Annotated in this window: 33 protein-coding genes, 1 tRNA gene and 1 pseudogene; 19 read left to right on the top strand and 16 right to left on the bottom strand. The window is 63.6% G+C overall.

Translation table 11 applies throughout. The annotated features are described in order from the left end of the window. Positions 1-4: 4 nt before the first annotated feature. The 3 genes and pseudogenes from CWE16_RS03360 to CWE16_RS03350 all read right to left on the bottom strand — a co-directional run. A complete protein-coding gene (locus CWE16_RS03360) occupies positions 5-559 on the bottom strand; it encodes a hypothetical protein (protein WP_131592891.1) in 555 nt (184 codons plus the stop codon). Between the two features lie 333 nt (positions 560-892). Continuing rightward, positions 893-1,963 carry a site-specific integrase gene (locus CWE16_RS03355; RefSeq protein ID WP_236629532.1) on the bottom strand — a complete coding sequence of 357 codons (1,071 nt, stop codon included), beginning with the start codon at positions 1,961-1,963 and terminating at the stop codon, positions 893-895. A 177-nt stretch (positions 1,964-2,140) separates the two neighbouring features. Further along, positions 2,141-2,440, bottom strand: a pseudogene (locus CWE16_RS03350) (DNA-3-methyladenine glycosylase); the annotation flags it as partial. Between the two features lie 65 nt (positions 2,441-2,505). Between CWE16_RS03350 and CWE16_RS03345 the strand changes: the two are divergent. From CWE16_RS03345 to gatC, 5 genes are read left to right on the top strand one after another with little or no spacing between them, the layout of a single operon-like run. Continuing rightward, the gene (locus CWE16_RS03345) at positions 2,506-2,988 is read left to right on the top strand and encodes an HXXEE domain-containing protein (RefSeq protein ID WP_161567565.1); all 483 of its coding nucleotides are present in this window, start codon (positions 2,506-2,508) and stop codon (positions 2,986-2,988) included. Positions 2,989-2,991: 3 nt separating this feature from the next. Then, entirely contained in the window at positions 2,992-3,750 is a 759-nt protein-coding gene (locus CWE16_RS03340) for a queuosine precursor transporter (protein ID WP_131592885.1), read from the top strand. A 35-nt stretch (positions 3,751-3,785) separates the two neighbouring features. Beyond that, positions 3,786-3,929, top strand: a complete 144-nt coding sequence (locus tag CWE16_RS12080; protein ID WP_164498747.1) for a hypothetical protein — start codon at positions 3,786-3,788, stop codon at positions 3,927-3,929. Positions 3,930-3,948: 19 nt separating this feature from the next. After that, entirely contained in the window at positions 3,949-4,737 is a 789-nt protein-coding gene (locus CWE16_RS03335) for a creatininase family protein (protein ID WP_131592883.1), read from the top strand. Then, positions 4,734-5,027 carry an Asp-tRNA(Asn)/Glu-tRNA(Gln) amidotransferase subunit GatC gene (gatC, locus tag CWE16_RS03330; protein ID WP_131455914.1) on the top strand — a complete coding sequence of 98 codons (294 nt, stop codon included), beginning with the start codon at positions 4,734-4,736 and terminating at the stop codon, positions 5,025-5,027. The genes CWE16_RS03335 and gatC overlap by 4 nt, the downstream gene beginning before the upstream one ends. Positions 5,028-5,080: 53 nt before the next feature. Here the strand turns inward: gatC and crtR are convergent, their stop codons facing one another. Both crtR and CWE16_RS03320 read right to left on the bottom strand, forming a co-directional pair. Further along, positions 5,081-6,100 (bottom strand): beta-carotene hydroxylase, encoded by a 1,020-nt coding sequence (gene crtR / locus CWE16_RS03325; protein ID WP_185190700.1) that lies wholly within the window; start codon positions 6,098-6,100, stop codon positions 5,081-5,083. A 58-nt stretch (positions 6,101-6,158) separates the two neighbouring features. Further along, positions 6,159-6,240 (bottom strand) — tRNA-Leu (locus tag CWE16_RS03320). 55 nt (positions 6,241-6,295) lie between these two features. Between CWE16_RS03320 and CWE16_RS03315 the strand changes: the two genes are divergently transcribed. Together CWE16_RS03315 and ileS are read left to right on the top strand one after the other, a co-directional pair. Then, entirely contained in the window at positions 6,296-6,874 is a 579-nt protein-coding gene (locus tag CWE16_RS03315; RefSeq protein WP_131592881.1) for a Ycf66 family protein, read from the top strand. A gap of 22 nt (positions 6,875-6,896) precedes the next feature. Then, positions 6,897-9,803, top strand: coding sequence for an isoleucine--tRNA ligase (ileS, locus tag CWE16_RS03310; protein ID WP_131592879.1), 2,907 nt, complete (start codon positions 6,897-6,899; stop codon positions 9,801-9,803). 27 nt (positions 9,804-9,830) lie between these two features. Here the strand turns inward: ileS and CWE16_RS03305 are convergent, their stop codons facing one another. Both CWE16_RS03305 and CWE16_RS03300 read right to left on the bottom strand, forming a co-directional pair. Further along, on the bottom strand, positions 9,831-10,139 hold the full coding sequence (locus tag CWE16_RS03305) for a DUF7734 family protein (RefSeq protein WP_131592877.1): 309 nt from the start codon (positions 10,137-10,139) through the stop codon (positions 9,831-9,833). Then, positions 10,129-10,740, bottom strand: a complete 612-nt coding sequence (locus CWE16_RS03300; RefSeq protein ID WP_131592875.1) for a DUF3177 family protein — start codon at positions 10,738-10,740, stop codon at positions 10,129-10,131. The genes CWE16_RS03305 and CWE16_RS03300 overlap by 11 nt, the downstream gene beginning before the upstream one ends. A gap of 70 nt (positions 10,741-10,810) precedes the next feature. Here CWE16_RS03300 and CWE16_RS03295 point away from each other — a divergent pair, with 70 nt between their 5' ends. Genes CWE16_RS03295 through CWE16_RS03280 form a run of 4 tightly spaced genes read left to right on the top strand, consistent with a single transcriptional unit; the run spans position 10,811 to position 15,060 of the window. Beyond that, a complete protein-coding gene (locus CWE16_RS03295; RefSeq protein ID WP_131592873.1) occupies positions 10,811-12,073 on the top strand; it encodes an FIST signal transduction protein in 1,263 nt (420 codons plus the stop codon). Beyond that, complete coding sequence (gene trmB, locus CWE16_RS03290; RefSeq protein WP_131592871.1) at positions 12,073-12,789, top strand: tRNA (guanosine(46)-N7)-methyltransferase TrmB; 717 nt, start codon at positions 12,073-12,075, stop codon at positions 12,787-12,789. Before CWE16_RS03295 ends, trmB begins: the two co-directional genes overlap by 1 nt. Then, entirely contained in the window at positions 12,782-14,092 is a 1,311-nt protein-coding gene (locus CWE16_RS03285; RefSeq protein ID WP_131592869.1) for an IctB family putative bicarbonate transporter, read from the top strand. The genes trmB and CWE16_RS03285 overlap by 8 nt, the downstream gene beginning before the upstream one ends. Continuing rightward, entirely contained in the window at positions 14,089-15,060 is a 972-nt protein-coding gene (locus CWE16_RS03280; protein ID WP_131592867.1) for a BadF/BadG/BcrA/BcrD ATPase family protein, read from the top strand. The genes CWE16_RS03285 and CWE16_RS03280 overlap by 4 nt, the downstream gene beginning before the upstream one ends. Here CWE16_RS03280 and glmM read toward each other — a convergent pair. Continuing rightward, positions 15,047-16,444 (bottom strand): phosphoglucosamine mutase, encoded by a 1,398-nt coding sequence (glmM, locus tag CWE16_RS03275; protein ID WP_131593047.1) that lies wholly within the window; start codon positions 16,442-16,444, stop codon positions 15,047-15,049. The genes CWE16_RS03280 and glmM overlap by 14 nt on opposite strands. A gap of 47 nt (positions 16,445-16,491) precedes the next feature. After that, the gene (locus CWE16_RS03270) at positions 16,492-16,695 is read right to left on the bottom strand and encodes a hypothetical protein (protein WP_131592865.1); all 204 of its coding nucleotides are present in this window, start codon (positions 16,693-16,695) and stop codon (positions 16,492-16,494) included. A 51-nt stretch (positions 16,696-16,746) separates the two neighbouring features. On the opposite strand from CWE16_RS03270, the gene CWE16_RS03265 reads away from it, so the two are divergent. Continuing rightward, positions 16,747-18,774, top strand: a complete 2,028-nt coding sequence (locus CWE16_RS03265; RefSeq protein WP_330848520.1) for a lytic transglycosylase domain-containing protein — start codon at positions 16,747-16,749, stop codon at positions 18,772-18,774. Here the strand turns inward: CWE16_RS03265 and CWE16_RS03260 are convergent. After that, complete coding sequence (locus tag CWE16_RS03260) at positions 18,716-19,246, bottom strand: hypothetical protein (RefSeq protein ID WP_131592861.1); 531 nt, start codon at positions 19,244-19,246, stop codon at positions 18,716-18,718. The two genes, CWE16_RS03265 and CWE16_RS03260, sit on opposite strands and share 59 nt — an antisense overlap. Before the next feature lie 122 nt (positions 19,247-19,368). Between CWE16_RS03260 and CWE16_RS03255 the strand changes: the two genes are divergently transcribed. Further along, entirely contained in the window at positions 19,369-19,929 is a 561-nt protein-coding gene (locus CWE16_RS03255; RefSeq protein ID WP_131592859.1) for a thioredoxin domain-containing protein, read from the top strand. Positions 19,930-20,015: 86 nt separating this feature from the next. Continuing rightward, entirely contained in the window at positions 20,016-20,741 is a 726-nt protein-coding gene (gene thyX / locus CWE16_RS03250; RefSeq protein ID WP_131592857.1) for an FAD-dependent thymidylate synthase, read from the top strand. A gap of 16 nt (positions 20,742-20,757) precedes the next feature. Here the strand turns inward: thyX and dcd are convergent, their stop codons facing one another. Continuing rightward, positions 20,758-21,351: a dCTP deaminase gene (dcd, locus tag CWE16_RS03245; protein WP_130128322.1), complete on the bottom strand. Its 594-nt coding sequence runs from the start codon at positions 21,349-21,351 to the stop codon at positions 20,758-20,760. Then, positions 21,351-21,959, bottom strand: a complete 609-nt coding sequence (locus CWE16_RS03240) for a cob(I)yrinic acid a,c-diamide adenosyltransferase (protein WP_131592855.1) — start codon at positions 21,957-21,959, stop codon at positions 21,351-21,353. The genes dcd and CWE16_RS03240 overlap by 1 nt, the downstream gene beginning before the upstream one ends. Positions 21,960-22,112: 153 nt before the next feature. On the opposite strand from CWE16_RS03240, the gene rph reads away from it, so the two are divergent. From rph to CWE16_RS03220, 4 genes are all read left to right on the top strand, one after another. Then, complete coding sequence (rph, locus tag CWE16_RS03235; RefSeq protein ID WP_131592853.1) at positions 22,113-22,847, top strand: ribonuclease PH; 735 nt, start codon at positions 22,113-22,115, stop codon at positions 22,845-22,847. A gap of 68 nt (positions 22,848-22,915) precedes the next feature. After that, positions 22,916-23,665 (top strand): global nitrogen regulator NtcA, encoded by a 750-nt coding sequence (ntcA, locus tag CWE16_RS03230; RefSeq protein WP_131455882.1) that lies wholly within the window; start codon positions 22,916-22,918, stop codon positions 23,663-23,665. A 63-nt stretch (positions 23,666-23,728) separates the two neighbouring features. Then, the gene (locus CWE16_RS03225; RefSeq protein ID WP_131592851.1) at positions 23,729-24,934 is read left to right on the top strand and encodes a DUF3084 domain-containing protein; all 1,206 of its coding nucleotides are present in this window, start codon (positions 23,729-23,731) and stop codon (positions 24,932-24,934) included. Continuing rightward, positions 24,935-25,387 carry a pre-16S rRNA-processing nuclease YqgF gene (locus CWE16_RS03220; RefSeq protein ID WP_131592850.1) on the top strand — a complete coding sequence of 151 codons (453 nt, stop codon included), beginning with the start codon at positions 24,935-24,937 and terminating at the stop codon, positions 25,385-25,387. Here CWE16_RS03220 and CWE16_RS03215 read toward each other — a convergent pair. The 4 genes from CWE16_RS03215 to psbH are packed head-to-tail and all read right to left on the bottom strand — an operon-like array spanning position 25,357 to position 26,749. Continuing rightward, positions 25,357-25,614 carry a DUF3146 family protein gene (locus CWE16_RS03215; protein ID WP_131592848.1) on the bottom strand — a complete coding sequence of 86 codons (258 nt, stop codon included), beginning with the start codon at positions 25,612-25,614 and terminating at the stop codon, positions 25,357-25,359. The genes CWE16_RS03220 and CWE16_RS03215 overlap by 31 nt on opposite strands. Further along, positions 25,611-26,228 (bottom strand): aminoacyl-tRNA hydrolase, encoded by a 618-nt coding sequence (pth, locus tag CWE16_RS03210; RefSeq protein WP_131592846.1) that lies wholly within the window; start codon positions 26,226-26,228, stop codon positions 25,611-25,613. The genes CWE16_RS03215 and pth overlap by 4 nt, the downstream gene beginning before the upstream one ends. Next, positions 26,228-26,539: a TatA/E family twin arginine-targeting protein translocase gene (locus CWE16_RS03205; RefSeq protein WP_131592844.1), complete on the bottom strand. Its 312-nt coding sequence runs from the start codon at positions 26,537-26,539 to the stop codon at positions 26,228-26,230. Before CWE16_RS03205 ends, pth begins: the two co-directional genes overlap by 1 nt. 9 nt (positions 26,540-26,548) lie before the next feature. Continuing rightward, the gene (psbH, locus tag CWE16_RS03200) at positions 26,549-26,749 is read right to left on the bottom strand and encodes a photosystem II reaction center phosphoprotein PsbH (protein WP_131455871.1); all 201 of its coding nucleotides are present in this window, start codon (positions 26,747-26,749) and stop codon (positions 26,549-26,551) included. Between the two features lie 83 nt (positions 26,750-26,832). On the opposite strand from psbH, the gene psbN reads away from it, so the two are divergent. Then, positions 26,833-26,973: a photosystem II reaction center protein PsbN gene (gene psbN, locus CWE16_RS03195; RefSeq protein WP_131455869.1), complete on the top strand. Its 141-nt coding sequence runs from the start codon at positions 26,833-26,835 to the stop codon at positions 26,971-26,973. The last annotated feature ends 1 nt before the right edge of the window (position 26,974 follow it).

The following is a 26,974-nucleotide window of genomic DNA, read 5'->3' as shown; positions in this document are numbered from 1 at the left end:
CTTCTCATTTCCTTTGGGGTGATAGGTCGCTGTTGAATGGGTCAAGGGCAATCAGCTCCAAGCTGGTCTGCTTTCCTAAGTAACTGCTGATGCGTCTGTAGTCATCATCCTGCGGGTTGATGCGTTGGATGTCTATGGATTTCCATTTAGACAATGCCTTGACCTTATGGGGCAATCGCTGATGAAACAGGGTTTCCATCTCATATTGAGTATTTAGGCTTGCTGGCAACTTTTCTGTGATTAGGTGCGTGTGAAACTGACCCGTGCCCTGGTGTCTGGTTTCGTGGAAGAACAGCATCTTTGGATAGGGGTATTCACCAGCACCCTTGATGCTCCTATCACGGCTCTTGTAGATGATGCGGTGGAGTTTTCTCTTCAGATCGGCAACATCCTGGAGCAACTCATCTTCCTTGCTGTGGTTGTCTCGGTAGTGAAAGCTGATGAACCACCAGGGGTTGATGCTGTGGAGCTGGTCGTAGATAAGGCGTTTGATATTCCGCTTGAGGCTCTGGGCTTGCCTGCGCTCTTGTTGTTGTAGTTGGGCTTGTGTTGAAGTCATTTGATTTTCTCCTATTTCTTCTCACGCAGAAGCACTGGCACACCCTTGAGCTACCAGCAGATTTCTTCAGTTGCATTACTCGCAGCTTGCCGCTATGCGGTTGTTGCTTCTCAATCCACCGAGTAAGCACTGCAGGCGAAAGTTATTTATGCAAGTTGCAGGTTTTACAGGGTCTGGCTATGAGGATTTGCTGACACTTCAATATCTGCAGGCAAAGCCAGCAAGAGCAACACATCACGCAAGCTTGTTTTTATTGATATTTCCGCCGCGCATCAAGCACTGACGCACCCACTTTTATAGATTGGCTTGTAACATCCTTTTTGATTTTTCGTTTCAGGCTGTCTGCCAACTCGGCATCTTCAATCTGCCTGTTGGCTTGGCATAGGTATCCAGCAGCATCTTGGTGGAATGCCCTGCCACCGCTGCCAAATCAGCTGGGGAGTTTCCCATCGCCAAGGCGTGGCTGAGGAAGCTGTGGCGTTGGGCGTAAAGACGGCGGGGCTTCAATCCACAACGCTCCAGGCATCGGTGCCACACACGACCCACCAGATGGTCGTAGATGCTTGTGTGACTGGTGGGCGTGACAAACACCAGCCCATAGGGCTCATACACGCCCAACTGCTCCATCTCTCGCTGGTGCTTCTTCAAGGTCTCCAGCACCTGGGGCGTCAGGGGCACTACTCGCTCTTTACCCGTCTTGGTGGAAGCCCACTCCACCTTCCCACTGGAATACCCATCACGCCGCAGGCTCTTGCAGACCAGCACCTCGCCTTCTTCCCAGCGGATGCAATCCCAAGTCAGCCCCCTGATTTCGGCATTCCTCATCCCCGTGCTGAGCCACAGGAGAAACAGCGGGTAATACCAGGGCTCGTTGGTCTCCAGGTCAGCCAGCACGGCTTGGATTTCCTCCACGCTCAGCACATCGCTCTGCACTGACCGCCGTTGCCACTTCAGCTTGTGAGAGAAGAGGTGGCGATTTCCCCCAGAGCACTGGCGGTAGTGGGTCATCAACCCAGCAATCGTGCAATCGCTCAACCCTTCTGCCCGCAGCCACGCCAGAAACGCTTCCGCGTCACTGCGGTTACGAATGGGCTTCCCGTATCGCTGCAGCAGCCTGTAGGCGTGGATGGCAGCAGCCTGACGCTTGGTCTCTGCCCTCACCCTCAACGCCTCCAGCAGCCCCACCTCCTTGCCGTTGATGAGCGGTTGATATGCCATCAGGCTGCGGTCAAACACTCCCTGCTGGTAGTCGCTCCAGATTTGGGCGGCGATGGCGTGGGCTTTTGCCACTGCCACAGGGTCACTCCAGCGACCCAGGCGGTTGATAAACGCATCACGCCCGTCAATCCGCACCCTGACCTGGAGAGTGCCGTTGTTGTTGCGGAGGGAGGGTGGTTTCTGCACTGGGTGCCGCTGCTGCTGACACCAGGGCTACGGCTCCACCACTGACAAAGCCAAGCCAGCCAACTCGGCTTGTAGCCCTTCGTAGCCGTTGGGGGGCTCTGGGAGAAAAAATCGGGGAAATCGCTTGCGGCGGCTTGAATGTTGGCTGGCTGACCCAAAGCAACCACTCAAAATTCAAGCCCAGCCAGAGCTCCTTGAAGTCAGGGCTCGCTTCACGCAGTGGTGGATGCCGTAGCTCACATAGACATAAAACCGCCCTGGCTCACCAAAGAGCGTTTCGTTGCTGGGGGAGCGGCGGCGGTAGCCGTGACAGGCGGGCTCTGCTTGCGAATACGCCTCGGTTTCCACAATCACGCCCCAGAGCAGGCTGCCGTCTGTTTGGCGTTTCACCAGCAGGCAACCGATGAGCTCGGGGGCAACCAGCTCGGCAGGGCGGCAGAAGAAAGCGTGGGGCAGGGCTGAGCAAGCGATGGACAGATGCTCAAGGGCTCTCGATCATGCCTTCAAGGCTCTCCAGCCCGCCCTCCTGTCTCAGTTCAACCATGAACGAACGCTTCTCAACCAACTCCCCCTTGGGACGTTCGGTGTTCTGGCTGTGTCTGCTGGCCTACGGATTGCATGTGATTGAGGAATACGACCTCGGCTGGCAACCCTGGGCCGTGGAGGTGCTGGGGCTGCCCGTGACCTGGGGCGACTTCTTTATCACCAACGGATTCGGCGTCGTGCCCCTGGGACTGTTGGCCGGAAGCCTGGGCTGGAGCGTCCCTGCCGCCTCACTGTTACTCCCCGGGGTGATGCTGGTGAACATGGTGGGCTTCCACATCCTTCCCACCATCAACACCGGGCTCTATTCCCCCGGCCTGATCTCTGCCTTGGGCCTGTTCCTACCGCTCGGAGGCTGGTGTGTGATCACCGCATTTCGCCATCACCGCAGGGCGCTGTTGCTCGCGATGCCGGTGTCCGTGCTGCTCATGGCATTCCCGGTGGTGATGCTGAAACTGAAACCCTTGCTGGCCTTCGGCTAACCCATGCCCATCAACGCCACCCTCCAGCAACGCCGCGACCTCTGCTTCCTGGTATTGGCAGGCCTGTTCCTCGGCACCCTCGGGATGCTCAACATCCTTGGGCTCACACGGTTTCTCGAACTCGGGCACATCGGCTCCTGGCCGATCGTGGTCGCCGTTGGAGCCCTTCCGTACCCGATCACGTTTCTCTGCACCGATCTGATCAGCGAGCTCTGGGGGGAGGAACGCGCCTCCCAGGTGGTATGGGTGGGCCTACTGCTCAATGGCTGGGTGGTGCTGATCCTCTGGCTGGGAGGCCTCCTGCCAGGACTGGCCGGTGCGCCGGAGGGCACCTTCTTTGAAATTCAACGCCTCGCCTTCGGCTCGGTGGGGGCCTCGATGGCGGCCTATCTCACGGCCCAGTTCGTGGATGTGCGCCTCTTCCATTTTTGGAAACAACGCACCAATGGCAAAGCACTCTGGCTTCGCAACAACGGCTCCACACTGATCAGCCAGCTGGTCGACACCAGTGCGGTCGTCCTGATCAGCCACTACGGCGCCCATGTGCTGCCCGTGCGCGCCGGCGAACCGGTGCTGCCTCAGCTCGGCGCGTTCATTGCCAGTGGCTATCTGTTTAAAGCCCTTGCCGCACTGGCCGACACCATGCCTTTCATCTGGCTCACCGGCTGGCTGCGCCAATGGCTCGACGTACCAAGGCGCGGGAGCGAAATCGGCTGCGATCTCGATGACGAACCGCGCACTGGAAGCGTGACAAGCGCCTAATCCCTGCCAGGCTTTAAAGAGATGGACGATGTCTGATGGACGCAGCTCTTTCCGGTTTCAATCTGGGCACCGTGCTGCTCTTCGGCAGTGGCCTGTTCGTGCTCGCAACGCTCTACTTCGGCACCCGGGGCGGTTACTACAACACCGATCAATACGACGGCAACGGCACCGCTCACTGATGCCATTCAGACTGGCTCGATGACATCACTCCTGCCCGGTCCCGTCGTCAGCACTGACGCCATTCGCCTAGCCCTCCAAAGCTGGCCGGAGGTGGAGAGCTATCTGCAGCAATGCCGAGGGGTGATCATCCCCCTCGGATCCACCGAACAACATGGCCCCACCGGCGCCATCGGCACCGATGCACTCACAGCCGAAGCGGTATCCCTGGAGCTAGGCCGCCTCAGCGGCGTTCTGGTGACGCCAGCCCAAGCCTTCGGCATGGCCGAGCATCACCTGGGCTTTGCGGGCACCATGAGCCTCCAGCCCAGCACCCTGCTGGCGGTGCTCCACGACCTGGTGCTCTCCCTGGCCACCCATGGCTTCGAGCGAATCTTTGTGGTGAATGGGCACGGCGGCAACATCGCCACGGCCAAGGCTGCCTTCGCCCAGGCCTATGGCACCGCCGCCAGCCGAGGACTGCCGGTGGCTCCCCGTCTTCGCTGCCGTCTGGCGAACTGGTTTATGGCCGGCCCGGTGATGCAGCACGCTCGGGCGCTCTATGGCGAACGGGAGGGCCAGCACGCCACCCCCAGCGAGATCGCCCTCACCCTGCACCTGCACGACTGCCTGATCCAAAAGCAACGCCCCCTGCCGGAGCCGGCGCCTTGCGGTGCCATCCATGGACCAGCCGATTTCCGCCGCCGCCATCCGGATGGACGCATGGGATCGGATCCCTATCTGGCCAAACCAGACCACGGCGCTGAGTTTCTCAGCAAGGCAGCGATGGCGTTGCGCGATGATCTCGAGACGTTCCTGGCCGCCGCATGAGCAAGATCACCGCCGATGACGTGCGCAAGGTGGCCCAGCTTGCACGGCTGGAGCTTCCCGAGGAGACCATCGCCACCTACACCGGTCAGCTCGAGCGCATCCTCGATTACGTCGACCAGCTGCAAGCGGTGGACACCGAAGGGGTTGCCCCCACCACGCGCGCGGTGGAGGTGGTCAATGCCACCCGGGACGATCGGGTGGAGACCACCGACGTGCGCGAAGACTTGCTGAACCAAGCGCCCTTGCGAGAAGGCGACTTCTTCCGGGTGCCAAAAATCCTGGCGGACTGAACCAGCCAGTCAATCCAGACAACAGCACGATTGCGTGTCATTGGCGCGTTAGCTCAGTAACGCCGACGTGCTGGTGTCACGGCAGTGCGCTGCAAAAGGTTGAGCCAACCCCGGCGCATGCGCGCCGTCGGCATCAAACGAGCCAGGGGACGCATCTTGCTGCCATGGGACTTGTGGCTACGCACGCCCAGAAAGATGTCGTAGAGGAAGTTATTGAAATCACGACGGGTTTCAAACAGACCCAGCCTTTGGGGTGATTGCTTCGCATCGAGAAGAGGCTTGGTGGCCTCATAAGCCGGTTTGTACTCAAACCAGGGAATCGACGGCCAGAGGTGATGAACCAGGTGATAGTTCTGACCCATGATCAACCAATTCATGGTGCGCCCTGGATACACCCGGGCGTTCTGCCAGCGGTTGCGAGAGAGAAATGGCCGATGGGGCAGGTAATCGAAGAACAGCCCCAGAGTCACTCCCACCATCAACGCCGGAGCAAACCAGCAGTTGAAGATGAAGGGCAGGAAATCGAAGCTCACCGCTGCCGCAATGATCGTGAAGAAGACGGCCCGCTCGAAGCCCCACTGCATCAGTTCCCAGCGCTTCCAGAGCTTCCTCTGAAAAAAGAAAAGCTCGTGATAGAAAAAACGCGGAGCAATCAACCAGAGCGGCCCGAAGGTGCTCACGATGTGATCCGGATCATTCTTGGGATCGTTCACATGGGAGTGATGCTGCAGGTGCACCCGAGTGAAGACAGGGAAACTAAAACCAAGCAGCAAGGCTGATCCATGGCCCATGGCCTGGTTGATCCAAGGCACCGGATGGGCCGCCTTATGGCAGGCGTCGTGCACCACGGTGCCTTCAAGGTGGAGCGCCAGAAACCCTGTGATCAACAGCACAGGCAGCGGCCAACCAGCAACAAACCAACCCCAGATCGTGATCGCCGCCAAGGCATAGCCGCCCAGAAACAGGGCAACCGTGGGATTCCAGGCGGCTGGAGGATCAAGAAACTCTTTCGGCACTGAAGCCAAGCGAGTCGGCGATGCCGCAGAAGGAGCTGGAGTCACAACGTGTGTCATCAGTGGACCCAGCCCTCTCACCTTGCCTCGAACCCTCTGAACCCTAGAGGACTCGTGATGCCCACCGGGGGACTTGAACCCCCACGACCGAAGCCACTGGTACCTAAAACCAGCGCGTCTACCAATTCCGCCAGATGGGCAAGGGACGAACTCTAGGCATCCACCCACAATGGAGCCAAGCGGCGACTCTCCGACATGCTGGCTTCTCTCACTGGAGACCTTTGCCTCCTCCTCGGCCTGCTGGTGCTGCTGCTGCCCCTGCTGGCCACCGAACTGAGTCGCCCCCGGGATGGGGTTTGGGGAGCAGTCGTCCTGCTCCTTGGCCTGGTCCTGGTGACCAGCAGTGATCGTCTACGGGGCGCACCGATGCTGGCCGTGGTCTGCGCCTCCCTGCTGATCGCCCGCCTGGGAACGGAAGTGGGCCAGAACCGTTGGAATCAACTCAGCCCCGAGGAGCAGCAACGGCTTGGCTCCCGCGAACGCTGGACTACCAGCCTCCAGCAGCTGATCGCCGCGATCACCCGCCTGGCCGGCAATGCCGGCACTGCGCTCACCAGCCTGAAACCAGCTGCTCCGGCAGACAACCGCCCGGAAGGCAGCAACCGCAGCGGCAAGCGCTGGGTCAGACCCGAGCCAGCCGCAACGACGGACACGCCTTCACAGGCAGGGGAAGCCGATGCAGGAGCGTCATCAGCCCCAGTGACGTCTGCCACAGCGGAGCCAAATTCCACAGCGGAGCCGCAATCCACCGCAGGTGCCAGCAAAGACGGATAATTCCGGTTGCTGCAGCGCCACCGTGACCCAGCAGACGCGCCCTGACGCTGATGCGCGACCGTCCTACAAGGACACCCTCAACCTGCTGGAGACTGGTTTTGGGATGCGCGCCAATGCCATCCAGCGCGAGCCGGAACTTCAAGCCCTCTGGCGCGAGCGAGGCATCGATCTCGAGCTGGGGCTGAACAATCCTGGCCCGGTGTTCACCCTGCACGACGGGCCGCCCTACGCCAACGGGGCCCTGCACATGGGCCATGCCCTCAACAAGGTGCTGAAGGACATCATCAACAAGCACCGGCTGATGCAGGGCCGCCAAGTGCGCTTCGTGCCCGGCTGGGACTGCCACGGCCTGCCGATCGAGCTCAAGGTGCTTCAGGCGATGGACCAGGAGCAGCGCCAGGCACTGACCCCCCTCAAACTGCGCAAGAAAGCAGCCGCCTACGCCCGCAAACAGGTGGATGGCCAGATGGCCGGCTTCAAGCGCTGGGGGATCTGGGCCGACTGGGACAACCCCTATCTGACCCTCCAGAAGGAGTACGAGGCCGCTCAGATCGAGGTGTTCGGCAGCATGGCTCTGAAGGGCCACATCTATCGAGGCCTCAAGCCGGTGCACTGGAGCCCCAGCTCCCGTACCGCCCTGGCGGAAGCTGAGCTGGAATATCCAGACGGTCACACCAGCCCGAGCGTCTATGTGGCGTTCCCTGCTGTTGAGGCACCGCAGCAGCTTCGTGCGGCACTGCAGGACCAGGGCGTCGATCTACCCGCTGATGGGGACAGCCTGCAGAGCACCCTGCAGGTGGCGATCTGGACCACCACGCCCTGGACGCTGCCCGCCAACCTGGCGGTGTCGGTGAATGATCGGCTCGAGTACTGCCTAGCCGATGACGGCAGTGGCCGACTCCTGGTCGTGGCAGCCGAATTACGCGAAACCCTGGCCAGCAAACTCGAGCGCCCACTTCAGGCCAAAGCGGTCGTTAAGGGAGCCCTGCTGGCGGGTCTCAGCTACCGCCACCCCTTACTCGAGCGTCAGAGCCCGGTGGTCATCGGTGGCGACTACATCACCACCGAATCGGGCACAGGTCTTGTGCATACGGCCCCTGGCCATGGCGTTGATGACTTCAACACCGGCCGCAAGCACGGCCTGCCCGTGCTGTGCCCCGTCGATGAAGCCGGCACCCTGACGGAGGAGGCCGGCCCCTTTGCGGGGCTGAACGTGCTCAAGGACGCCAACCCGGCAATCATCGAAGCTCTCGAGGCCTCCGGTGCGCTGCTACTGCAGGAGAGCTACGGCCACCGCTATCCCTACGACTGGCGCACCAAGAAGCCGACAATCTTCCGCGCAACCGAACAATGGTTCGCCTCGGTGGAGGGATTCCGCAGCGAAGCCCTCGCCGCGATCGATGCGGTGGAATGGCTGCCGGCTTCCGGGCGCAACCGGATCGAATCGATGGTGGCGGAACGGGGTGACTGGTGCATCTCCCGTCAGCGCACCTGGGGTGTGCCAATCCCGGTTTTTTATCACCGCAGTCGTGGCGATGTGCTGCTCAACGCCGACTCCATTGCGCACATCCAGGCACTGATCGCCGAACACGGTGCCGACGTTTGGTGGGAGAAAGACGAATCCGAGCTACTCCCGCCAAGCCATCAGGGCGAGGCTGACCAATGGCGCAAGGGCACCGACACGATGGATGTGTGGTTTGACTCCGGCTCCAGCTGGGCCGCCGTTGCCAGTCAGCGCGATGGTCTCAGCTATCCGGCCGATCTCTACCTGGAGGGATCGGATCAGCACCGCGGCTGGTTCCAAAGCTCCCTGCTCACTTCCGTGGCGGTGAATGGCCATGCCCCTTACCGGACGGTGCTCACCCACGGATTCGCCCTCGACGAGAAGGGCCGCAAGATGAGCAAATCCCTCGGCAATGTCGTGGATCCGATGGTGATCATCGAGGGGGGAAAGAACCAGAAACAGGAACCTCCCTACGGCGCCGACGTGCTGCGCCTCTGGGTGAGCTCCGTCGACTATTCCGCCGACGTGCCGATCGGTGCCGGAATTTTGCGCCAACTGGCCGACGTGTACCGCAAGGTGCGCAACACCGCTCGCTATCTGCTTGGCAACCTCCACGACTTCGATCCCACCCGCGATGGCGTGCCGGTGGAGGAGCTACCGCTCCTGGATCGCTGGATGCTCCAGCGCACCGCCGTGGTGCTTGATGAGATCAGCGAAGCCTTCGAACGCTACGAGTTCTTCCGCTTCTTCCAGATCCTGCAGAACTACTGCGTTGCCGATCTCTCCAACTTCTACCTCGACATCGCCAAGGACAGGCTCTACGTCAGTGCACCGAACGACAGGCGGCGGCGCAGCTGCCAGACGGTGATGGCTCTGATCATCGAAGGACTCGCCGGAGCGATCGCGCCCGTTCTCTGCCACATGGCCGAAGACATCTGGCAGAACCTGCCCTATCCGGTGAAGGACGACTCCGTCTTCCGTCGTGGCTGGCCCGTGGTGCCAGAGAGCTGGCGCGATGACAGCCTGCAAGCACCGATGCAACAGCTGCGCGACCTGCGCAGTGCCGTGAACCGGGTGCTGGAGGGTTGCCGCGGCCGTCAGGAGTTGGGGGCTTCCCTGGAGGCATCGGTGCGAATCGACGCCTGCTCCGAAACGCTCCAGTCAGCGCTGTCCTGGCTGGCCAATCACGGTGATCCGGAGGTCGATGGATTGCGGGATTGGCTGCTGGTCTCCCAGCTGCAACTCGGGGGTGAACCCTGGGCAGAGCTGCTGGCCAGCGACAACAGTGACCTCGCTGTGATCGAAGTCGCCCGCGGCCGCGGCGAGAAATGCGAGCGCTGCTGGCATTACGAAGGCGATATCGGCCAACACAGTGCCCACCCCAGCCTCTGCGGCCGCTGCGTGGCCGTGCTGGAACGGCGCTAATTCGCCCGTCGCTCCAGCACCCTTCACTCAACCCCAGGCCAAAGGGTCCAGCAGCCTTTCCGGAGGCACCCCCTCCAGGAGCAGCTGCTCCTGGAGGGGGTTGAGGGGCCCTTGCAGGAGATCGGCGTGTTCGATGCAGGCTCCATCAGGCAGCACGCTCTGATCGGGATCGAAGGCGGTGGGATGCGTCGTGCAGCTGCTGAAACCGCGAAAGATCAAAACCTCCAGGGGCTCCGGCCCCCCATCACCGGCCGTCACCATCCCCCTGAGACGCACGACCCGATCCGACCGCTCGCGGCTGATCGTCTCGAGCGTTTGCAGCAGTTCAGAACTCACCAGCGACCCGCCCCTGCTTTGGCAAGCGCACCAGCAGCCACTGCAACAGGCCCACGGCATAGGCCACAAGAGCCACATAGCCAATGAAGGCGGCCACTGCTTCAGTCCACTGCCCGCCGAAGACGAAATCAAACAATCGCTCCACCACCCGGTGCAGCCCCTGGGGCGCCTCCAGCCATGCCTTGCAATCCGCAGTCGCCAACACACGACTGCAAGGAAGACTGCTGGCGGCCATCAGCGTCGCCAGCACAGCGAAGCCACTAAGGGCCCAGCGCCAGACCCGCACAGTGAGCGGCAGCGGACGCCAAGGGGGCAGATCCGCCAGCTCCTCATTCAGATCCACCCAGAACCACACCGACACCAATATGAGAATTGGCGCGATGAAGACAACGATGTAGCCGAGGGGCCGTTGATCGGTGAGCAGCAGCAGGCTGATCGCCATCAGGCTGGCCACCTTCCAGTAAATCGTGAGCAGGCGAACCATCGCCCCCTCCCGGCGCACGGCCGCCCAGATCAGGAGCAGGAGCGGCACACCGAAGGCGAAGGTGGCCCCCAGCCTGTAGGTGAGCCAGACCAGGCTGCGATAGGGAAGATCAGGCACCAGGAAGGTTCGGGAAGGCGCCATTATCGACGCCGGCGCAAGGACCGCCGCCGTTGGTAGGGTCCGATCTATGACGCCGTTTTCGCCGCTCAACTGGTTCCGCTCGCCCGCTGCGCAGGCCCGATGCCGCACGGCACTCTCGAGCCAGACCTCCCTGGACGCGGCCGTGAAACAGGTGGCGGATGAGCTGGGCAGTGCTTCAGCTGATCTGGCGCTTGTCTTTGTGTCCAGTCATTTCGCCAGTGACCTCCCCCGTCTGTTGCCACTGCTGAGGGAGCGTTTGAAGGCGGACCACTGGCTGGGCTGCACAGGGGGTGGAGTCGTCGGCACAGACCGAAGTGGCCAGGCCTCTGAGCTTGAGCGCAGTGCAGCCCTCAGCGTGACCCTGCTCAACCTGCCGGGAGCAATCCTCAAACCTTTTGCCGTCACCACCGAGACACTGCCGGATCTCGATGGCCCCGCCGAGCGGTGGCAGGAATGGTTTGATCTCGACCCCGCGACCACGCGCTCGATGCTGCTGCTGGTGGATCCAGGCAGCAGTGGCATCAACGATCTAATCAGCGGTCGCGACTATGCCTATGCCGGGGCGGATTGCATCGGCGGCATCGCAGCGCCCCACAACGCTCCCCACGGCTCCCTGCTGATCGGTGACCAGGTTTGCAATGGAGCGATCGGGCTCGGAATCGGTGGTGATTGGACCCTCGAACCGGTGGTCGCCCAGGGCTGCCGGCCGATTGGGCCGGTGTTTGCCATCGAGCAGTCGCACCGCAATGTGCTCCTGCAGCTCAGTGCCAACAACACCAGTGCTAGCCCTGTGGACTGCCTGCAGCGGGTGCTGGCCGGTCTCTCCGACGAGGAGCGGGAACAGGCCAAGGATTCCCTCTTCCTTGGTGTCGAACGTCGTGACTGGGTGGTCGGTCATCAGAACGACGCTGGGCCAGGCAGCGCCTTCCTGGTGCGCAATCTGATCGGCGTGGATCCCCGCAACGGCGCTGTCGCGGTGGCGGAGCGGGTGCGCCCCGGACAAAACGTGCAGTTTCAGCTGCGGGAAGCCAATGCCTCCCGCCAGGAGGCCAGTCAGCTGCTCTGCGCGGCCCGCGAACGCTGCGAGAGCGCCCCGCTCATGGGCCTACTGTTCGCCTGCCTGGGCCGCGGCAGCGGGCTCTTTGGCTGCGCCGACGGGGATGTCTCGATCGCCCGCAGCGTGATGGCCGATCTGCCCATCGCCGGCGCCTTCTGCAACGGCGAGATCGGTCCCCTCGGCGGCAGCACCCACCTCCACGGCTACACCGCCTGCTGGGGGCTTCTGCGACATGCCCCTCTCAACGTCTGATGCGTCAGCACGTCAATCCCCTCAGCCGGTTCTTCCAGCTGCCCCGTGAGCTGCCTGGTCCCACCGAGCTCTTCGACGATCCCCTGCAGCCGATTCACCTCGACATCGGTTGTGCCCGCGGTCGCTTCCTGCTCGATCTCGCCGCCGTGCAACCGCACTGGAATCATCTGGGCTTGGAAATTCGACGGCCCCTCGTAGACGCCGCCCAGCGCGAATGCCAACAGCTGGAGCTGGGCAACCTTCATTTCCTCTTCTGCAACGCCAACGTCAGCCTGGAGGGCTGGCTTGGAGCACTAGCGAGCGACCGCCTGCAGCGGGTATCGATCCAGTTCCCCGACCCGTGGTTCAAGAAGCGCCATCGCAAGCGACGGGTGCTGCAACCGTCGCTGCTGCTTGCCATCGCCGCGGCCCTCGCCCCCGGCCGGGAGTTGTTCCTACAGAGCGATGTTCTCGAAGTGATTGAACCGATGGTGCAGCTCACGGAGCTGTCCGGGGTCTTCTCCAGGCCTCCAGAGGATGAAAGGCCCTGGCGCGGAGATAATCCCCTCCCCGTCGCCACCGAACGGGAGCGCTACGTGCTCGCCCAGGACCTGCCGATTTACCGGGCGCTGTTCCGTCGCAACGATCGCCCGCTGCCCGGGCGGGAGGCACTCGAAACCGCCTGGGAACGGGTCGATAATCCGACAGACGACACCCCAGGCACCCCCGATGGCTGAGGCTGCGGCCCCGACTCCTCTGCTCCTGCGCTGGCAGGGCCTGCTTCCCAGCAGCCATGCCCTCAGGCAACGGCTGAGCACCTGGGCGGGTCTGATCCTGATCGCCCTGCTCGCGGGCCTACCCCTGATCAGCAGAACCGGCCTCGGCCTGGTGGTCCTGAGCGCCGGAGCGCTGTGGCTGCTCTGGGCCGCCTGCACCCCCTGCGGACGGATCGGCACCATCAGCGGTTGGTTGCTGCTCTTCCTGGGGATCGCAGTAATGGCCACGGGTCTCTCACCGGTGCCGATGGCTGCCGCCAAAGGATTGGCCAAACTGCTCAGCTATCTGGGCGTGTACGCCCTGATGCGACAGCTGCTGGCAAGCCAGCCGGCCTGGTGGGACCGACTCGTGGCTGCCCTGCTGGCCGGAGAACTGGTGAGCAGCGTGATCGCCCTGCGTCAGCTCTATGGCCCAACCGAAGAACTAGCCCGCTGGGCCGATCCCAACTCCGTGGCCGAAGGAACGATCCGCATCTACGGCCCCTTGGGCAATCCCAACCTGCTGGCTGGCTATCTGGTGCCGATCCTGCCGATCGCCGCTGTGGCCCTGATCCGCTGGCGCGGCTGGGGGCAGCGGCTCTTCGCCGCTTGCTGCCTCCTGCTGGGCAGCGCAGCCACCCTGTTCAGCTACAGCCGCGGTGGCTGGCTGGGCATGCTCGCTGCACTTGGGCTGTTCGTGCTGCTGCTGCTGCTGCGGGCGATCCGCGACTGGCCTGCCCTCTGGCGCAGGCTGCTGCCCCTGGCCCTGCTCGTGCTGGCGGGACTGGCCATCGCCATCGCCGCCACCCAGATCGAGCCGATCCGCACCCGGGTGGTGAGCCTGCTGGCCGGCCGTGGCGACAGCTCCAACAACTTCCGGATCAACGTCTGGCTCGCCGCAATCAACATGATCCAAGACCGCCCCTGGATTGGCATTGGCCCAGGCAATGCCGCTTTCAACAGCATCTACCCCCTCTACCAACAACCCAAATTCAATGCCCTGAGCGCCTACTCGGTGCCCCTCGAGATCCTGGTTGAGACCGGTGTTCCCGGCCTGATCGCCTGCCTTGGCCTGGCCTGGAGCAGCCTGCAGCAGGGCCTGATCGGACTGCGGGAGCGCGGCAACCTCAGCCTGCCCCGCCTGGCGGCCCTGGCGGCCATCGCCGGCCTTTTGGTGCAGGGCGCCACCGACACGATCTTCTTCCGACCGGAGGTGCAGATCATCGGTTGGTTCTGTCTGGCGACCCTGGCGCAGCCCCTGACGGCGGAGCCCAGCGACGGATGAGTCCCCAATTTGTGGCCGGCTTCGATGCAGGCCAAACCACTTGCCGCTGCCGGCTGTTGCGCTGGGCCCCGACCAACCCCAGCGACGGCCTCGACGAGCCAACGCTTGGAGATGGCGAGGGGTCTGGTGTCAGCCACCTTGATGCTGAACACGGTGAAACCCGCTTCATCGCTGCCATCAACAGCAGCCTGACCGCCGCCAAGGCAGCGGCGGGTCTGCCGTCAACGGCAGCGCCGCTCGCCGCGGTGATCGGCGCCAGCGGACTGGAGCAGGGAACCGCCCTGCAGGGGCGAGCCCAAGCGCTGATGGCTGCGGCCCTTGGACTGCCGGCGGAGCATTGTCTGGCCACCGGTGATGAGCGCACCGCCCTGCACGGCGCCTTCCCGAATCGCCCAGGCATCGTGCTGATCAGTGGCACCGGCATGATCGCCGTCGGCAGGGATGAGCAAGGCGTTGAGGCCCGCAGTGGTGGCTGGGGTTGGATGCTGGATGGAGGCGGCAGCGCCTTCGATCTTGGCCATCAGGGGCTGCAGCTGACCCTGCGCATGGCCGATGGCCGCATGGCCGATGCCCCCTTGCGTCATCGGCTCTGGGATGCGCTGGGTTGCAACAGTGCTGCCGAGATCAAGGCCCTGGTGGTGCGACCGGAGCGAAGCGTCGCCACCTTGGCCCAACTGGCACCGCTCGTGGTGGAGGCCGCTGGCCATGGGGATCACGACGCCCGCAGGATCGTGCAGCACTCGGCGCAGGCCCTGGCGGAAGCGGTTACTGCCGTGGCCACAACCCTGGCGCTGAGCGCTCCTGCGATCAGTCCGCGAGGCGGCGTGCTCAGTCACCTGCAGCTGATGCGAGACCTTGTGGAGGACGCTCTCGGCGAACGCTTACCGGGCTGGCACTGGCAGCAGGGCGGTGGCGACGCCTGCGCCGGAGCACTGGCCCTCGCGAAGGGGCTGCTCAGGCCGCGTTGAGATGGTGATCAGCCGCCTCTGCCAGGCGACTCGTCCAGTGCTCCACCACAGCCTGATCCGCTGCCTCAACCATCACCCGCAGCAGGGGCTCCGTTCCGCTGGCCCGCACAAGCACCCGGCCCTGATCGGCCATGGCCGCCTCAGCCTCAAGCACCAGAGCCTGAAGCGGTGCACAGTCGGCCCAACCCTTGCGGCGCGTTCGGTCCGGCACGCGCACGTTCACCAGCTTCTGCGGATAGGCCTGGAAGCTCTGATCGAACCAATCAGCCAGGGTCAGCTGCCGGGCCTGGCAAAGACTGGCGAGCTGTAAAGCGGTCAGCACCCCATCACCGGCCAGGCCATGGGCAGCAGAAAGGATGTGGCCCGACTGCTCTCCACCGAGGGCCGCGCCCGTGCTGACCATGGCGGCATGGACGTGCTGGTCACCCACCGGCGTGCGTTCAAGCACGCCACCCCGCGCCTGCCAGGCCCGTTCAAACCCGAGATTGGACATCACGGTGGCGACCAAACGCTGCTCCGGCAAGGCCTGGGCGTCCTGCAGGGCGGCCCCCCAGAGAAAAAGCACATGGTCGCCATCGACCACTCGGCCTCGACCATCCACCGCAAGCATGCGGTCAGCATCACCATCAAAGGCAAAGCCCATGGCAGCCCCCTGCTGCAGCACGGCCTGGCGCAGGGGCTCCAGGTGCGTGGAGCCGCAATTCACATTGATCCGTGCTCCATCCGGCTCACCATGCAGCACGGTCAGCTCAGCGCCGAGGGCTTCAAACACATCCGCAGCGCAGGCGGTCGCCGATCCCCAGCAGAGATCCAGCACAATCGGCACCCCGTCCAAGCGCTGGCCGCCCACACTGTCCAGCAAGGAGTCCCGGTACTGAACCAACAACTCCGGCCGATGATGCGCCGCTGCGCAACTGAGCAGCCCATCGGCAGGCCCGGCATCCCGCTCACCACGCAGTCCGGCTTCGATCGACTGCTGCAACTCCGCTCGCAGCTTGCTGCCATCGGCGCCAAACACCTTGATGCCGTTGTCGTGCGGGGGGTTATGGCTCGCCGAGACCATCAGGCCGCCCGCGGCACCGGAACGGCGAATCAGTCCGGGAACGGCGGGGGTGGCACAGAGCCCAAGGGTCCAAACCTCACGACCGGCGGCCGTCAGCCCGGCGGTGAGCGCGGCTACCACCATGGCTCCGCTGCTGCGGGAATCCATCCCGATCAGCACCGGACCAGACTGCGGCAGCACCCGTCCACACCAGAAGCCCACCTGCAGCGCCAGGGCAGGGGTAATCGCGGAGCCAACCCGTCCCCTCAGACCATCGGTCCCGAAGCTGACCTGGGCGGGAGGGTGTGGCGTGCCCAAGGGCGGAACCGCGATCTCGTCCATGGAATCCATGGGAAGGCAACCAAGATTACGGGGCCCAGCCCATGCCCTCAGCGCCAGCGCCGCGGCGCGACCAGCAGCCCCACCAGCTCGAGCGTGGCCCAAAGCGCCACGGCCACCACGACCCAACCGGGAAGCCACTGGAGGGGCCAGAGCCAACGGAACCCCCAGACGAGCAGCAACAGCAACCAGGCGAGTCCGCAGCGGCGGCGCTGACCCTTCCCTGGGCGCGTCCAGCGCGGATCCTCTGCCATCGCCATCGGTCCCTGACTGCGCCCAGAATGCCAGCAGTCATTGCTTGTGGCGTGTCCGAGTCGTCCCCCCGCGGGCTGCTGCTGATCGGTGGCACGGCGATCGCCAGCCTTGCGGTGATCCTGGCGGGCCAGCCGCTCCTGCAGCAGCTGCAGCTCAGGCTCACGCCCGAACTCGACGGAAGCACCCTCTGGAACCAATACCGCTGGTCAAGCGATCCAGGTCAGCGCCGCCAGGCGGCACTGCTGCTCAGCACAACGGTGAACGACCCCAGCACCAGGCAACGACTGCTGGCCGGGCAGGGCTGGGGGCACTCCTCCCTGGCGGCAGTCACCCTGCAACGCCAGGCCCAAACGGCCGAACAGCGCCAGGCCTCTGAAGCAGCACAAGGGCTCTGGCGCAACTTGCTGCAGCGCTTTCCAGACAGCGCCGCCAGCGCCGATGCGCGCTATCACCTCAGCGCAACCAATCCAGCCCTCCAGCGGGAGCTGCGCCGACGCCAACCAACCCACCCCGCTGCTCTCGACAGCGCCGTCCGCGATGGCGAGGAGCTGCACCTGGCCCGCTGGGCCCCGAGGCATCCCGGCGCTGCAGCACTCCTGCGTCGGGCCTGCAACGCACCCTTGTCAGCGGCGACTGCAGATGACCGCCAGTGGCTGGCCCGCGGCCTCGCAGAGCTGGGCGATGGCCCTGCGGCATTGCGCTGCCTGAACGGACAACCCCCTCAACCGATCACAGCGCTGGCTCTGGCACGGGCGCTGCTGCAGGGAGATGCCCAACAGCAACGGACTGCCGAAGCCATGCTCGTGCAGCTCAGCCAGATCCAGTCCGCGCCAGCGCAGGGGTCGCAAGAGATCGACATCCCTCTAACAGCGGCGGAACTCTTGAGCGCTCCCCTGAAACCGGATGCCGCGCTGTTGGAGGCGATCCCCAAAGCAGTTCGCAGTCGCTCCGCCGATGTGGCCGCTGCCGAGGTCCGTCTGGGTCGTCGCCGTGATGGGGCCGCGGTGCTGAGTCGCTGGCCCCAACATCCCGCCAGCTGGCAGTTGCAATGGGATCTTGCCCGGGAGGCTCTGCTGAAAGGGCAATGGCGACAGGCGGAAGATTGGCTCGGTCGCATTCCCTCCGATCAGCTGCCGGAACCTCTGGCAGCACGTCAGCAGTTCTGGCTGGGGCTAGCGATCGCCAAACAGGGACGCCCTCAGGCCGCAGCGGACATTTGGAAGCGTCTGCTGGCGGAGCATCCCCCCGGCTTCTACACCTGGCGGGCGGAGCATCGGCTCAGAGGCACCCCCCTGCCAGCCCTGGTTACAGCCACCAGTTCGGCCCCGGAGCTAGACACCTGGCAACCACTGCAGAGTGGCGACCAGGAGGTGGATGAGCTCTGGCGCCTGGGGCTTGTTAAGACCGCCCTTGAAACCTGGCAGAGCCGCCATCCCCAGCCGCCCAATGCCAACGAAGGGGTGGTGGAGGGGCGCTTGCGGCTGGCCAACGGCGACAGCTGGAACGGCCTCGAGCGTCTCTGGCGTGCCAGCCTCCGCCTGGTGTCTGACGACTGCTCCACCCGCACCCTGGTGCATCGCAGTCAGCAGCCCCAGACCTTCCTGAACTATCTGTCGGCTGCCGGCCAGGAGGCAAGCGTGCGTAGGGAGTTACTTCAGGCGATCGCCAAGCAGGAGTCACGCTTCTCACCAGGGGTGGCCTCACCCGTGGGAGCAATCGGGCTGATGCAACTGATGCCGGAAACCGCGGCAGAACTGGCCGGTGCCCCCCTCAGCAAGGCGGCACTGCAGGAGCCACGTGCCAATGCCCGGCTCGGAGCGCGCTACCTGGCCCAGCTGCTCCGGCAGTGGCAAGGCAATGCCTGGCTGGCAATCGCCAGTTACAACGCAGGCCCAGGCGCCGCAGGCCGCTGGCGCAACGAGGAACTGACACGCGACCCAGAGCTCTGGGTTGAGCGGATCCCCTATCCAGAAACGCGGCTTTACACCAAGAAAGTGCTGGGGAATCTCTGGGCCTATCTCAAGCCGGCAGACCAGGGGTGTACAAGAAGCGAAGCGCTTCGGCCCCCAGGGGACTAATCGCAAACGGATTGGGCAGCACGTGGCCGAGCCACACCCCGCAGAGCACGATCACGGACATCCAGGCGGCCATGACAACCGGCGGTGGGACCACCTTGATGCGCGTGAGATCCAGGCGGGCCAACAAGACCGCCGAGGACAGGATCAGCACATCGGAGAGCAGGCTCAGCTGCAGCACATACAAGCCACCGGTGATCACCAGCAGGAGGGTGACCACAAGACTGATCACCCGGCTGGAGGCCATCAACATCGACACCTGCCGAAGCAGCAGATCGGGCATCGTGCAGATCACCACCACCAGCAGAGCCTGAACCACTTCCACAGTCCAGAACAGCTGAGGGTCAATCCCCCGATCATTCATCAAGTCCTGCTGAAAGATGGTCCAGTGGTGACCGAGCAGGATCGCCACCACGAACAACACCAGCAACAGCGGCGCGCGGAACGGCAGGGCCAGGAAACGCAGCAGAGCCATCAGGAGAACATCAGGACTCGGGTCATCCGGCAGAGCGCCGCAACAGCCAGAAAGCCGCGCTCAAGCTAGCAACGTTGACGCGGGAGTCCTGCCAGAGTGGCGAAGCGTCCATCGCTCGAGGCATGACCGGCAGCGCACCATCCGCAAGCCTCTCCGCCGGCCAGAAGGCCCTGCTTGTGATCGGTGCCATCGCACTGGCGCTGATCCTGTTTCTGCTTCGCAATGGCCTGAGTGTGGAGTCGCCGATGGATCAGCTGGCGCGACGCTCTCTGACCCCCGAGCAAGCACTCAGCAATCAGAAGCCGACGATGCTCGAGTTCTACGCCGATTGGTGTGAAGCCTGTCGGGAAATGGCTCCAGCGATGCTGGAGACCGAACGCCGCACCAATGGCCGCATGAACGTGGTACTGGTGAACATCGAGAACCCTCGCTGGCAAGACCTCATCGATCGCTACGAGGTCAATGGCATCCCTCAACTGAATCTGTTCGCCGCAGACGGGAGCCTGCGGGGCCGCTCCCTCGGGGTGCGTAGCGCTGCCCAGTTAGAGGCCATCAGCAACGCTCTGATCGACAACACGAAGCTCCCACAGCTGGCCGGCATCGGCAGCCTCTCGGCAATCTCCGCCAGCGAAGCGACAGCCAGCTCCCTGGTCAGCAGCCCCGGTCCGCGCAGCCACTCCTGAGGGCTGAGCCTTCATGAAGGGCGGCCATCCAGGCGCGAACCGGCCATGATCAGCCCACAACCGTTCACTCCGACCTGACGCCCGCCATGGATCCCCGCTTCCGGGTCGACCTGATTGCCGCGACACCCAACCCTCAGCAGTGTGTGTATGCCGGCATGCACCAGGACTACAGCGAGGGGTTCGTGGCCGCTGATCGGGAGCAATGGCCCGATGAAACGCGGGCCGGAGAAATCTGCGTGAAAAGACTCCTAGCCGGCGAGCGAGGCCATTACGGACCGCTCGAACATGCCCAGATCGTGCTCAACGTGGGCTGGTTCCCCCACTCGGTGATGCAACAGGCCCGCACCCACCGGGTGGGTGTGAGCTTCGATGTGCAGTCGATGCGCTACACCGGCGATCGCATCTGTAAAGCCGCCAACGGTGAGCTAGCACTTGAAGAGGTGTTTTACCTCCGGCCGGTGGGGGATTACAGCGATCGCCAGGGCAAGAAGTATGCCTACACCGCCGAAGAGCGCAGCAAGGATCTCGCCCTCTGCCGCGCGGCGGCGGAGCGCTATCGCGACCTGCTCGCCGCCGGCTTCGCCGAGGAGCACGCCCGCGGCATCCTCCCCTTCGACTACCGCCAGCATTTTGTGGTGAGCTTTTCGCTGCGGGCCTTCCTGCACTTCATGGATCTGCGCGCCAAGCTCGATGCCCAACAGGAAATCCGCGAACTGTGCGACCTGATGTGGCCGCACCTGCAGCAATGGGCCCCTGAATTCGCAGCCTGGTACGAAAAGAGTCGCCTCCATAAAGCCAGGCTGGCGCCCTGATCAGGTTGATCCCTGATCACACCTTCGCCAGCGTCACTCGCTCCGGTTGATGCTGGTATTTGCCTTGGCGGTCGCTGTAGGTGGTGTCGCAGGGATCACCCTCAAAGAAGAGAAGCTGACAGATGCCCTCATTGGCATAGATGCGGCAATCAGCACCGGAACTATTGCTGAATTCCAGAGTGAGATGTCCCTCCCAGCTCGCCTCCGCCGGGGTGGTGTTCACGATGATTCCTAGGCGCGCATAGGTGCTCTTGCCAAGGCAAATCACCGTGATATTCGCGGGCACCTTCATCTTTTCGAGGGCCACACCAAGCCCGTAGGAATGGGCCGGGAGGATGAAGTAATCACCATCCTCATCATGATGAAGCTCTGTGGGCTCCAGATTGGCCGGATTGAACCGCTTGGGATTCATCACCGTGCCCGGCACGTGCTTGAAGATCAGGAATTCCTGAGGTGACAGGCGCAGGTCGTAGCCATAGGAGGAACATCCGAAACTGAGCACCGGGCGCTGCTTTTGATCCGGCTCTAGGTGACGGACCAGCCCCGCCTGGAAGGGCTCAAGCATGCCGGCCTGAGCTTGTTCAGTAATCCAGCGATCGTTCTTGAGCATCAGAAGCCTCGGCGCAGTTCAGTGACCTGATCGGCAAGCCCCATCAAGAACTCGGGGATGGAGGGTCCGGTGACAATCACGTCCACCGAGCCGGGGCGGCGCTCCAGAGTCGCACGCACCTCCTCTTCGCTGAGGTAGCCCAAGGCAATGGCCAGCCCCAGCTCATCAAGCACCAGCTGATCGAGCTTGCCAGCCAGCAGCTCACGTCGGCAGACCTGCCAGACCTCCTCCACCGCCTCCTGCACAGCCTGACCCTGGTCAGCGGCAGGCCCATCGAGGCAAGTGGAGACAGCAGGCCGTAACCAGCCGAGCCGACCGCAGAGCGTCAGACGCCGCTCCGGACCTTGGTCGACCCCTCCCTTCAGGAACTGCACCACCAGCACACGACTGCCCAGACCGGCAGCACGCAACGCTTGACTGAGCACATTGGAAAAACTGCCGCGGTAGGGGGCGGTATGCACCTGCAGCTGACCCTCGGCTGCCACCAGATGGAGGGGTGCCCGGGGCGGCACAGGGGGCAAGGGCCGTAGACCCGCTCGCTCCAGTGCCCGGTGATCCGCAGTGCGCGGCTCGGTAGGGCGATGGCTGGAGCTCAGGCTGGCGGTCATTGATTCCTCACACGGCCGGCATGCCGGCAGAACCAAAATCTAGCGCCGGAGACGCAGCTCACAAGCCCCTGACACACCACTGATGGTGTTTGAGCGACCCGCCCGCTGGTGACAGCCGCCCTGTCAGGCTCAATGGCAGCGCTTCTGCGGTTGATGAGCAGCCACCAGTCCCCACTCCGTCACGACGGTCGCCATGCCGCCGCGCTGCGCCCCTTCGCGATCGAGTGGGATCCAATGGGCTTTGCCATCAGCTCCCTGATCGTGCGCACGGGCCGCACCGCCGTGCTCTGCAGTGTCAGCCATGAACAAGGTGTCCCGCGCTGGCGTCAGGGGGAAGGCAAGGGCTGGCTTAGTGCTGAATACAGGCTGCTTCCTGGTTCCACTCCCGAACGCCAAAACCGGGAGCTGCTCAAACTTTCGGGTCGCACCCAGGAGATCCAGCGCCTGATCGGCCGCAGCCTCAGGGCCTGCCTCGACATGGAAGCTCTGGGTGAAAACACGTTGCTGATCGATTGCGATGTGATCCAGGCCGATGCAGGCACGCGCACGGCCTCGATCACCGGCGCCTGGATAGCGCTTCAGCACGCCTGCAACCAACTCCTGACGAACGGGGTCATCACGCGTCAACCGGTCCGCCAGCAGGTGGCGGCCGTCTCCGTGGGTTTAGTGCAGGGAACCCCCCTGCTCGACTTGGACTACAGCGAGGACAGCCGGGCCGACGTGGACCTGAATGTGGTGATGGACGGCGAAGGGCGTCTGCTGGAGCTGCAGGGCACAGCGGAGGGAGCTCCGTTCAGTCGCAGCGCCCTCAACGGCCTCCTGGACCTCGCCGAACCAGGCCTGACGGAGTTAATGAAGCACCAACGCAGCGCCCTGAATCAACGCTGAATTTCGTGTGGGTTGCTACAAGGTGGAGCCAGGACCATCCGTAGCGTCCTGCCAACTGCAAAGCCGCCATGGTCGGAGCCACACGCGGCTTCAGCCGATATTCACCGCAGACCGCCTCCGTGACGGCCAGTGCCGGAGCAGGAGTCACCCTGGCGAACGCTCCGGCAGCCAACGCACGCACGCTGCTGGAAGTGATCCGTGATCTCGAAGGCGCGAGCACGGAGCTGGTGGAACGCGGCAAGACGATTTTCTTCCCCGGCGATCCCGCTGAACGGGTTTATCTGATCAGGCGCGGGGCGGTTCGCCTCTCCAGGGTCTACGAGTCCGGGGAGGAAATCACCGTGGCTTTGCTGAGGGAAAACAGCTTGTTCGGCGTGCTGTCCCTGCTGACCGGCCACCGCTCCGATCGCTTCTATCACTCCGTAGCATTCACTCGCGTGGAGATGGTCACGGCACCAGCTGCCTCGGTGCGCCAGGCGATTGAAGCCGATACCGGTGTTGGCCTGCTCCTGCTGCAGGGTCTCTCGAGCCGGATACTGCAAACCGAGACCATGATCGAAACCCTCACCCATCGGGACATGTCGTCCCGCCTAGTGAGTTTTCTGTTGGTGCTCTGCCGTGACTTCGGAGTGCCTGGCGATAAGGGAATCACCATTGACCTGCGCCTCTCGCACCAGTCGATCGCCGAGGCCATCGGCTCCACCCGGGTCACGATTACGCGCCTGCTCGGGGATCTGCGCAACTCTGGTCTGGTGGAGATCGACCGCAAGAAAATCACGGTGCTCGATCCAATCGCCCTGGCGAAACGCTTCAGCTGAGCGGGTCACGGGAGAAGATGGAGCCCGGACGGCCTCAGCTCGCCTTCCCTCGCCCTTGAATTCGTGACCGGCTGGCTGCTGATCCTCTCCCTGCTTGTGCTCGGTGGCGTGCTCGCCACCCTGGGGGATCGACTCGGCTCCAGGGTCGGGAAGGCCCGTCTCAGCCTGCTGGGCATGCGCCCCCGCCGCACCGCCGTGCTGATCACGGTGCTCACAGGGAGCCTGATCTCAGCGCTGTCCCTTGGGCTGATGCTGCTGGTGAGCCGCCAGCTGCGCGTGGGCCTCTTTGAACTGGATGCCTTGCAGAAGCGGCTGAATGACAGCCGCACGGCCCTGAAGAGCAGCCGCAGAGCCCAGAAGGAAGCCACCCGAGAACTGGCGCAGGCTCAGGAGCAACGGGAACGCACCCGACGGGATCTTGCGGAAGCGAAAGCAAAGGCAGAGACCTTGCGCCAAGTCTTGGTTCCCCTCAACCAGCAGCGGGAACGCCTGGAAGCAGAACGGGCTCGCCTCAGTCGCGACGTGCAGGCTCGGGATGCGGAAATCCGACGCACCGAAGCGGAGCTGGCCAGCGTGCGGCAGCGCATCAGCAACGGCGAGGCGGAGCTGCGCCAACTCGAGAAAAACGTGCTCGCACTGCGGCAGGGCAACGTGGTGCTGAGCAGCGGCCAGCCCCTGGCCACCGCCACCATGCGACTCGACAACCCCAGACAGGCGAAACAGGTGATTGATCAGCTGCTGCGGGAAGCGAACCTGCAGGCCTACCAGCAGGTCCTCCCTGGGGTAAAACCCGATCGACAGATCCTGCTGGTGCCGCGCAGTGACATCGAACGACTTGAAAAAACCATTCGCCAACCGGGCACCTGGGTGGTGAATGTGCGCTCGGCAGCGAATGTTCTGCTGGGCGAAAAGGTGGTGTATGCCTTCCCTGAAGCGCGTCCAAACACCCGCATCGTGAAAACCGGCGACGTGCTGGCCCGCACCTCCCTCGAACGCCGGGAAACTGAAGGACAAGCCGTACGCAATCGGCTCAACCTCCTGCTCGCCTCCGCCCTGGCGGAGGTCCAGCGCCGGGGATCCCTCAGTCAGGGACTTCAGTTTGACGCGACAGCCCTGAATAGCCTGGGCCAACAGCTCCTGAGCCGAGCACCATCCCGCGTGGAGCTTGAGGTCGTGGCCCTGCGCAGCAGCGACACAGCAGATCCGATCGTCGTGGAGCTGCGCCCCGTCAATGGGGTGCGCCCAAGCCAGGTCCCCGGCCCCACCTAAATGGCACGGCTCCTGGCCATCGACCCTGGCCGCAGCAAATGTGGCCTGGTGCTCTGCGACAGGGAACGCCACCAGGTGATTGCATCAGGCGTGTATCCAGTCGAGACAGTGCTCGGTCAGATCCGGCACTGGAGCAGCAGCAGTCCGATCGATCAGATCCTTCTTGGCAATGGCACCGGCAGCAGCCTCTGGCGTGAACGTCTGCAGGAGCAACTGCAGCTGGAACCTGAGCTCATGGACGAGCGGGGCACCACCCTGCGAGCGAGAGAGCGTTACTGGCAGCTATGGCCACCGCAAGGCTGGAGACGCTTGCTGCCTCGCGGGCTCGACCTGCCCCCTGTGGAGCTGGATGCCATTGCGGCTCTGGTGATGCTCGAAGACCACCTCGGCCGGCCCCTGGAATGGGCCTGCCCTCCACCGATTCAAAATCGCGCCCGAACGGTGAAGGTGTAATCGCCGCCAGGCTCGAGGTGATAGTCAGCCTTGACCAGAAATCGCTGGAGGGCGTCCTGGATCAAGGCCCTGCCGAGGGATGGCTCCACCGTCAGCTCGCCGCGATCAAAGGCCCAGCAGAACTGCCAAGCAAATCCGCCAGCCTGCACCTCCCCCTCCAGACATTGCTCCTGAAAGCTCTGACGCAACACCCTGAGATGGGCCGTTGTCACAGGAAGCGGACTCATGCGTCCGTCTCCGCGAGCTGGAGACCATTGAGCTGATTGCCAGCCCTCTCCAGACCCTGACGCTGAATCAAATCGAGCCCCTTGAGCACCGCTTCAAGAACGGTCTCCAGGAGCGGCTGTTCCTCTTTGCTGAAGCTGCCCAACACATGCGACACCGTGCGGGCGCGCCGCTCCTCGGGGGTGCGACCAGGGGCACCGATGCCGATCTTCAAGCGGGCGAAGTCCTGGGTGCCCAGATGCTGAATCGTGCTGCGCAGCCCGTTATGACCACCAGCACTGCCCTTGGCCCGCAGCCGCAGTCTTCCCAAAGGCAGATCCATGTCGTCGACGACCACCAGCAACTGGTTCACGTCTAGATCGAACCAATCGAGGGCGGCACGGATTGCCCGACCGCTGTCGTTCATGAAGGTCTGCGGCATCAGCAGGCGCAGACGCTCAGCCCCAAGGCCAAGCTCAGCCAGCTCCCCATGCAGCTTGGGCATGGAACGGAAGCGAGTGCCCTCGCGGCGAGCCATGGCCTCGAGGGCCATGAAGCCAACGTTGTGACGCGTGCCCGCGTAACGATCTCCGGGGTTACCGAGACCGACGACGAGGCGCAATTGGCCCCGATCCATCAGAGCTCAGGATTGGAGGCCTTGATGTCAGGAGAGGCGGTGTCGGCAGAGGCGCTATCCAATGAGGCGGTGCTAGAGATCGCCTTCACATCGTTCAGTTCGCCAGCTTCGGACAGGCCAGCTTCAGGCAGCTCTGGCTCAGCCATCGCCTTGTTGATCTCTCGCTCGAATTCCTTGGAAGCAGACTGAAAACCCTTGAGGGTTTTGCCAAGGGTCCGCCCCAGCTCCGGCAGGCGCTTGGGCCCAAACACAAGCAGGGCCACAGCACCAATGACGGCCATCTCAGGAAGGCCGATGCCGAAGACATTCATGGGCTTTCCTCAGCCGAGACCGTTCCAGTTGACGTTGATGCCCTCAAGGATCAGGGACTTGTTGTACAGCTGCAGGATCACCAGAAGGAAGACCAGGAACAGGGCCATGAACACGCCCATCACAGGAGTGGTTCCCCAGCCGGGCACCACCTTGCCGTACTCAGAGTTGAGGGGACGGAGGAGATCTCCCAGACGAGTGCGTTGAGCCATGGCGGGCTTGGTCTCGGGTGAGGTTCAGTCTCGATACTGTAGGGGCCACGGTCCTGATCGGGCCGAACCTGTCGAGAGATGTGATGGAAACCTCCTCCCCGGCCCTTTCCGTGGCGATCGCCGTGCTGGCCGTGCTGCTCGGGCTGACCGGGTTCGGCGTCTACACAGCCTTTGGACCTCCCTCCAAGCAGCTGGACGATCCCTTCGACGATCACGACGACTGAA

Source organism: Synechococcus sp. BS55D (genome assembly GCF_004332415.1).
Taxonomy (GTDB): Bacteria; Cyanobacteriota; Cyanobacteriia; order PCC-6307; family Cyanobiaceae; genus Synechococcus_C.
The sequence above is the reverse complement of the archived record's forward strand: the minus strand, read 5'-3'. Positions and strand labels throughout refer to the sequence as shown.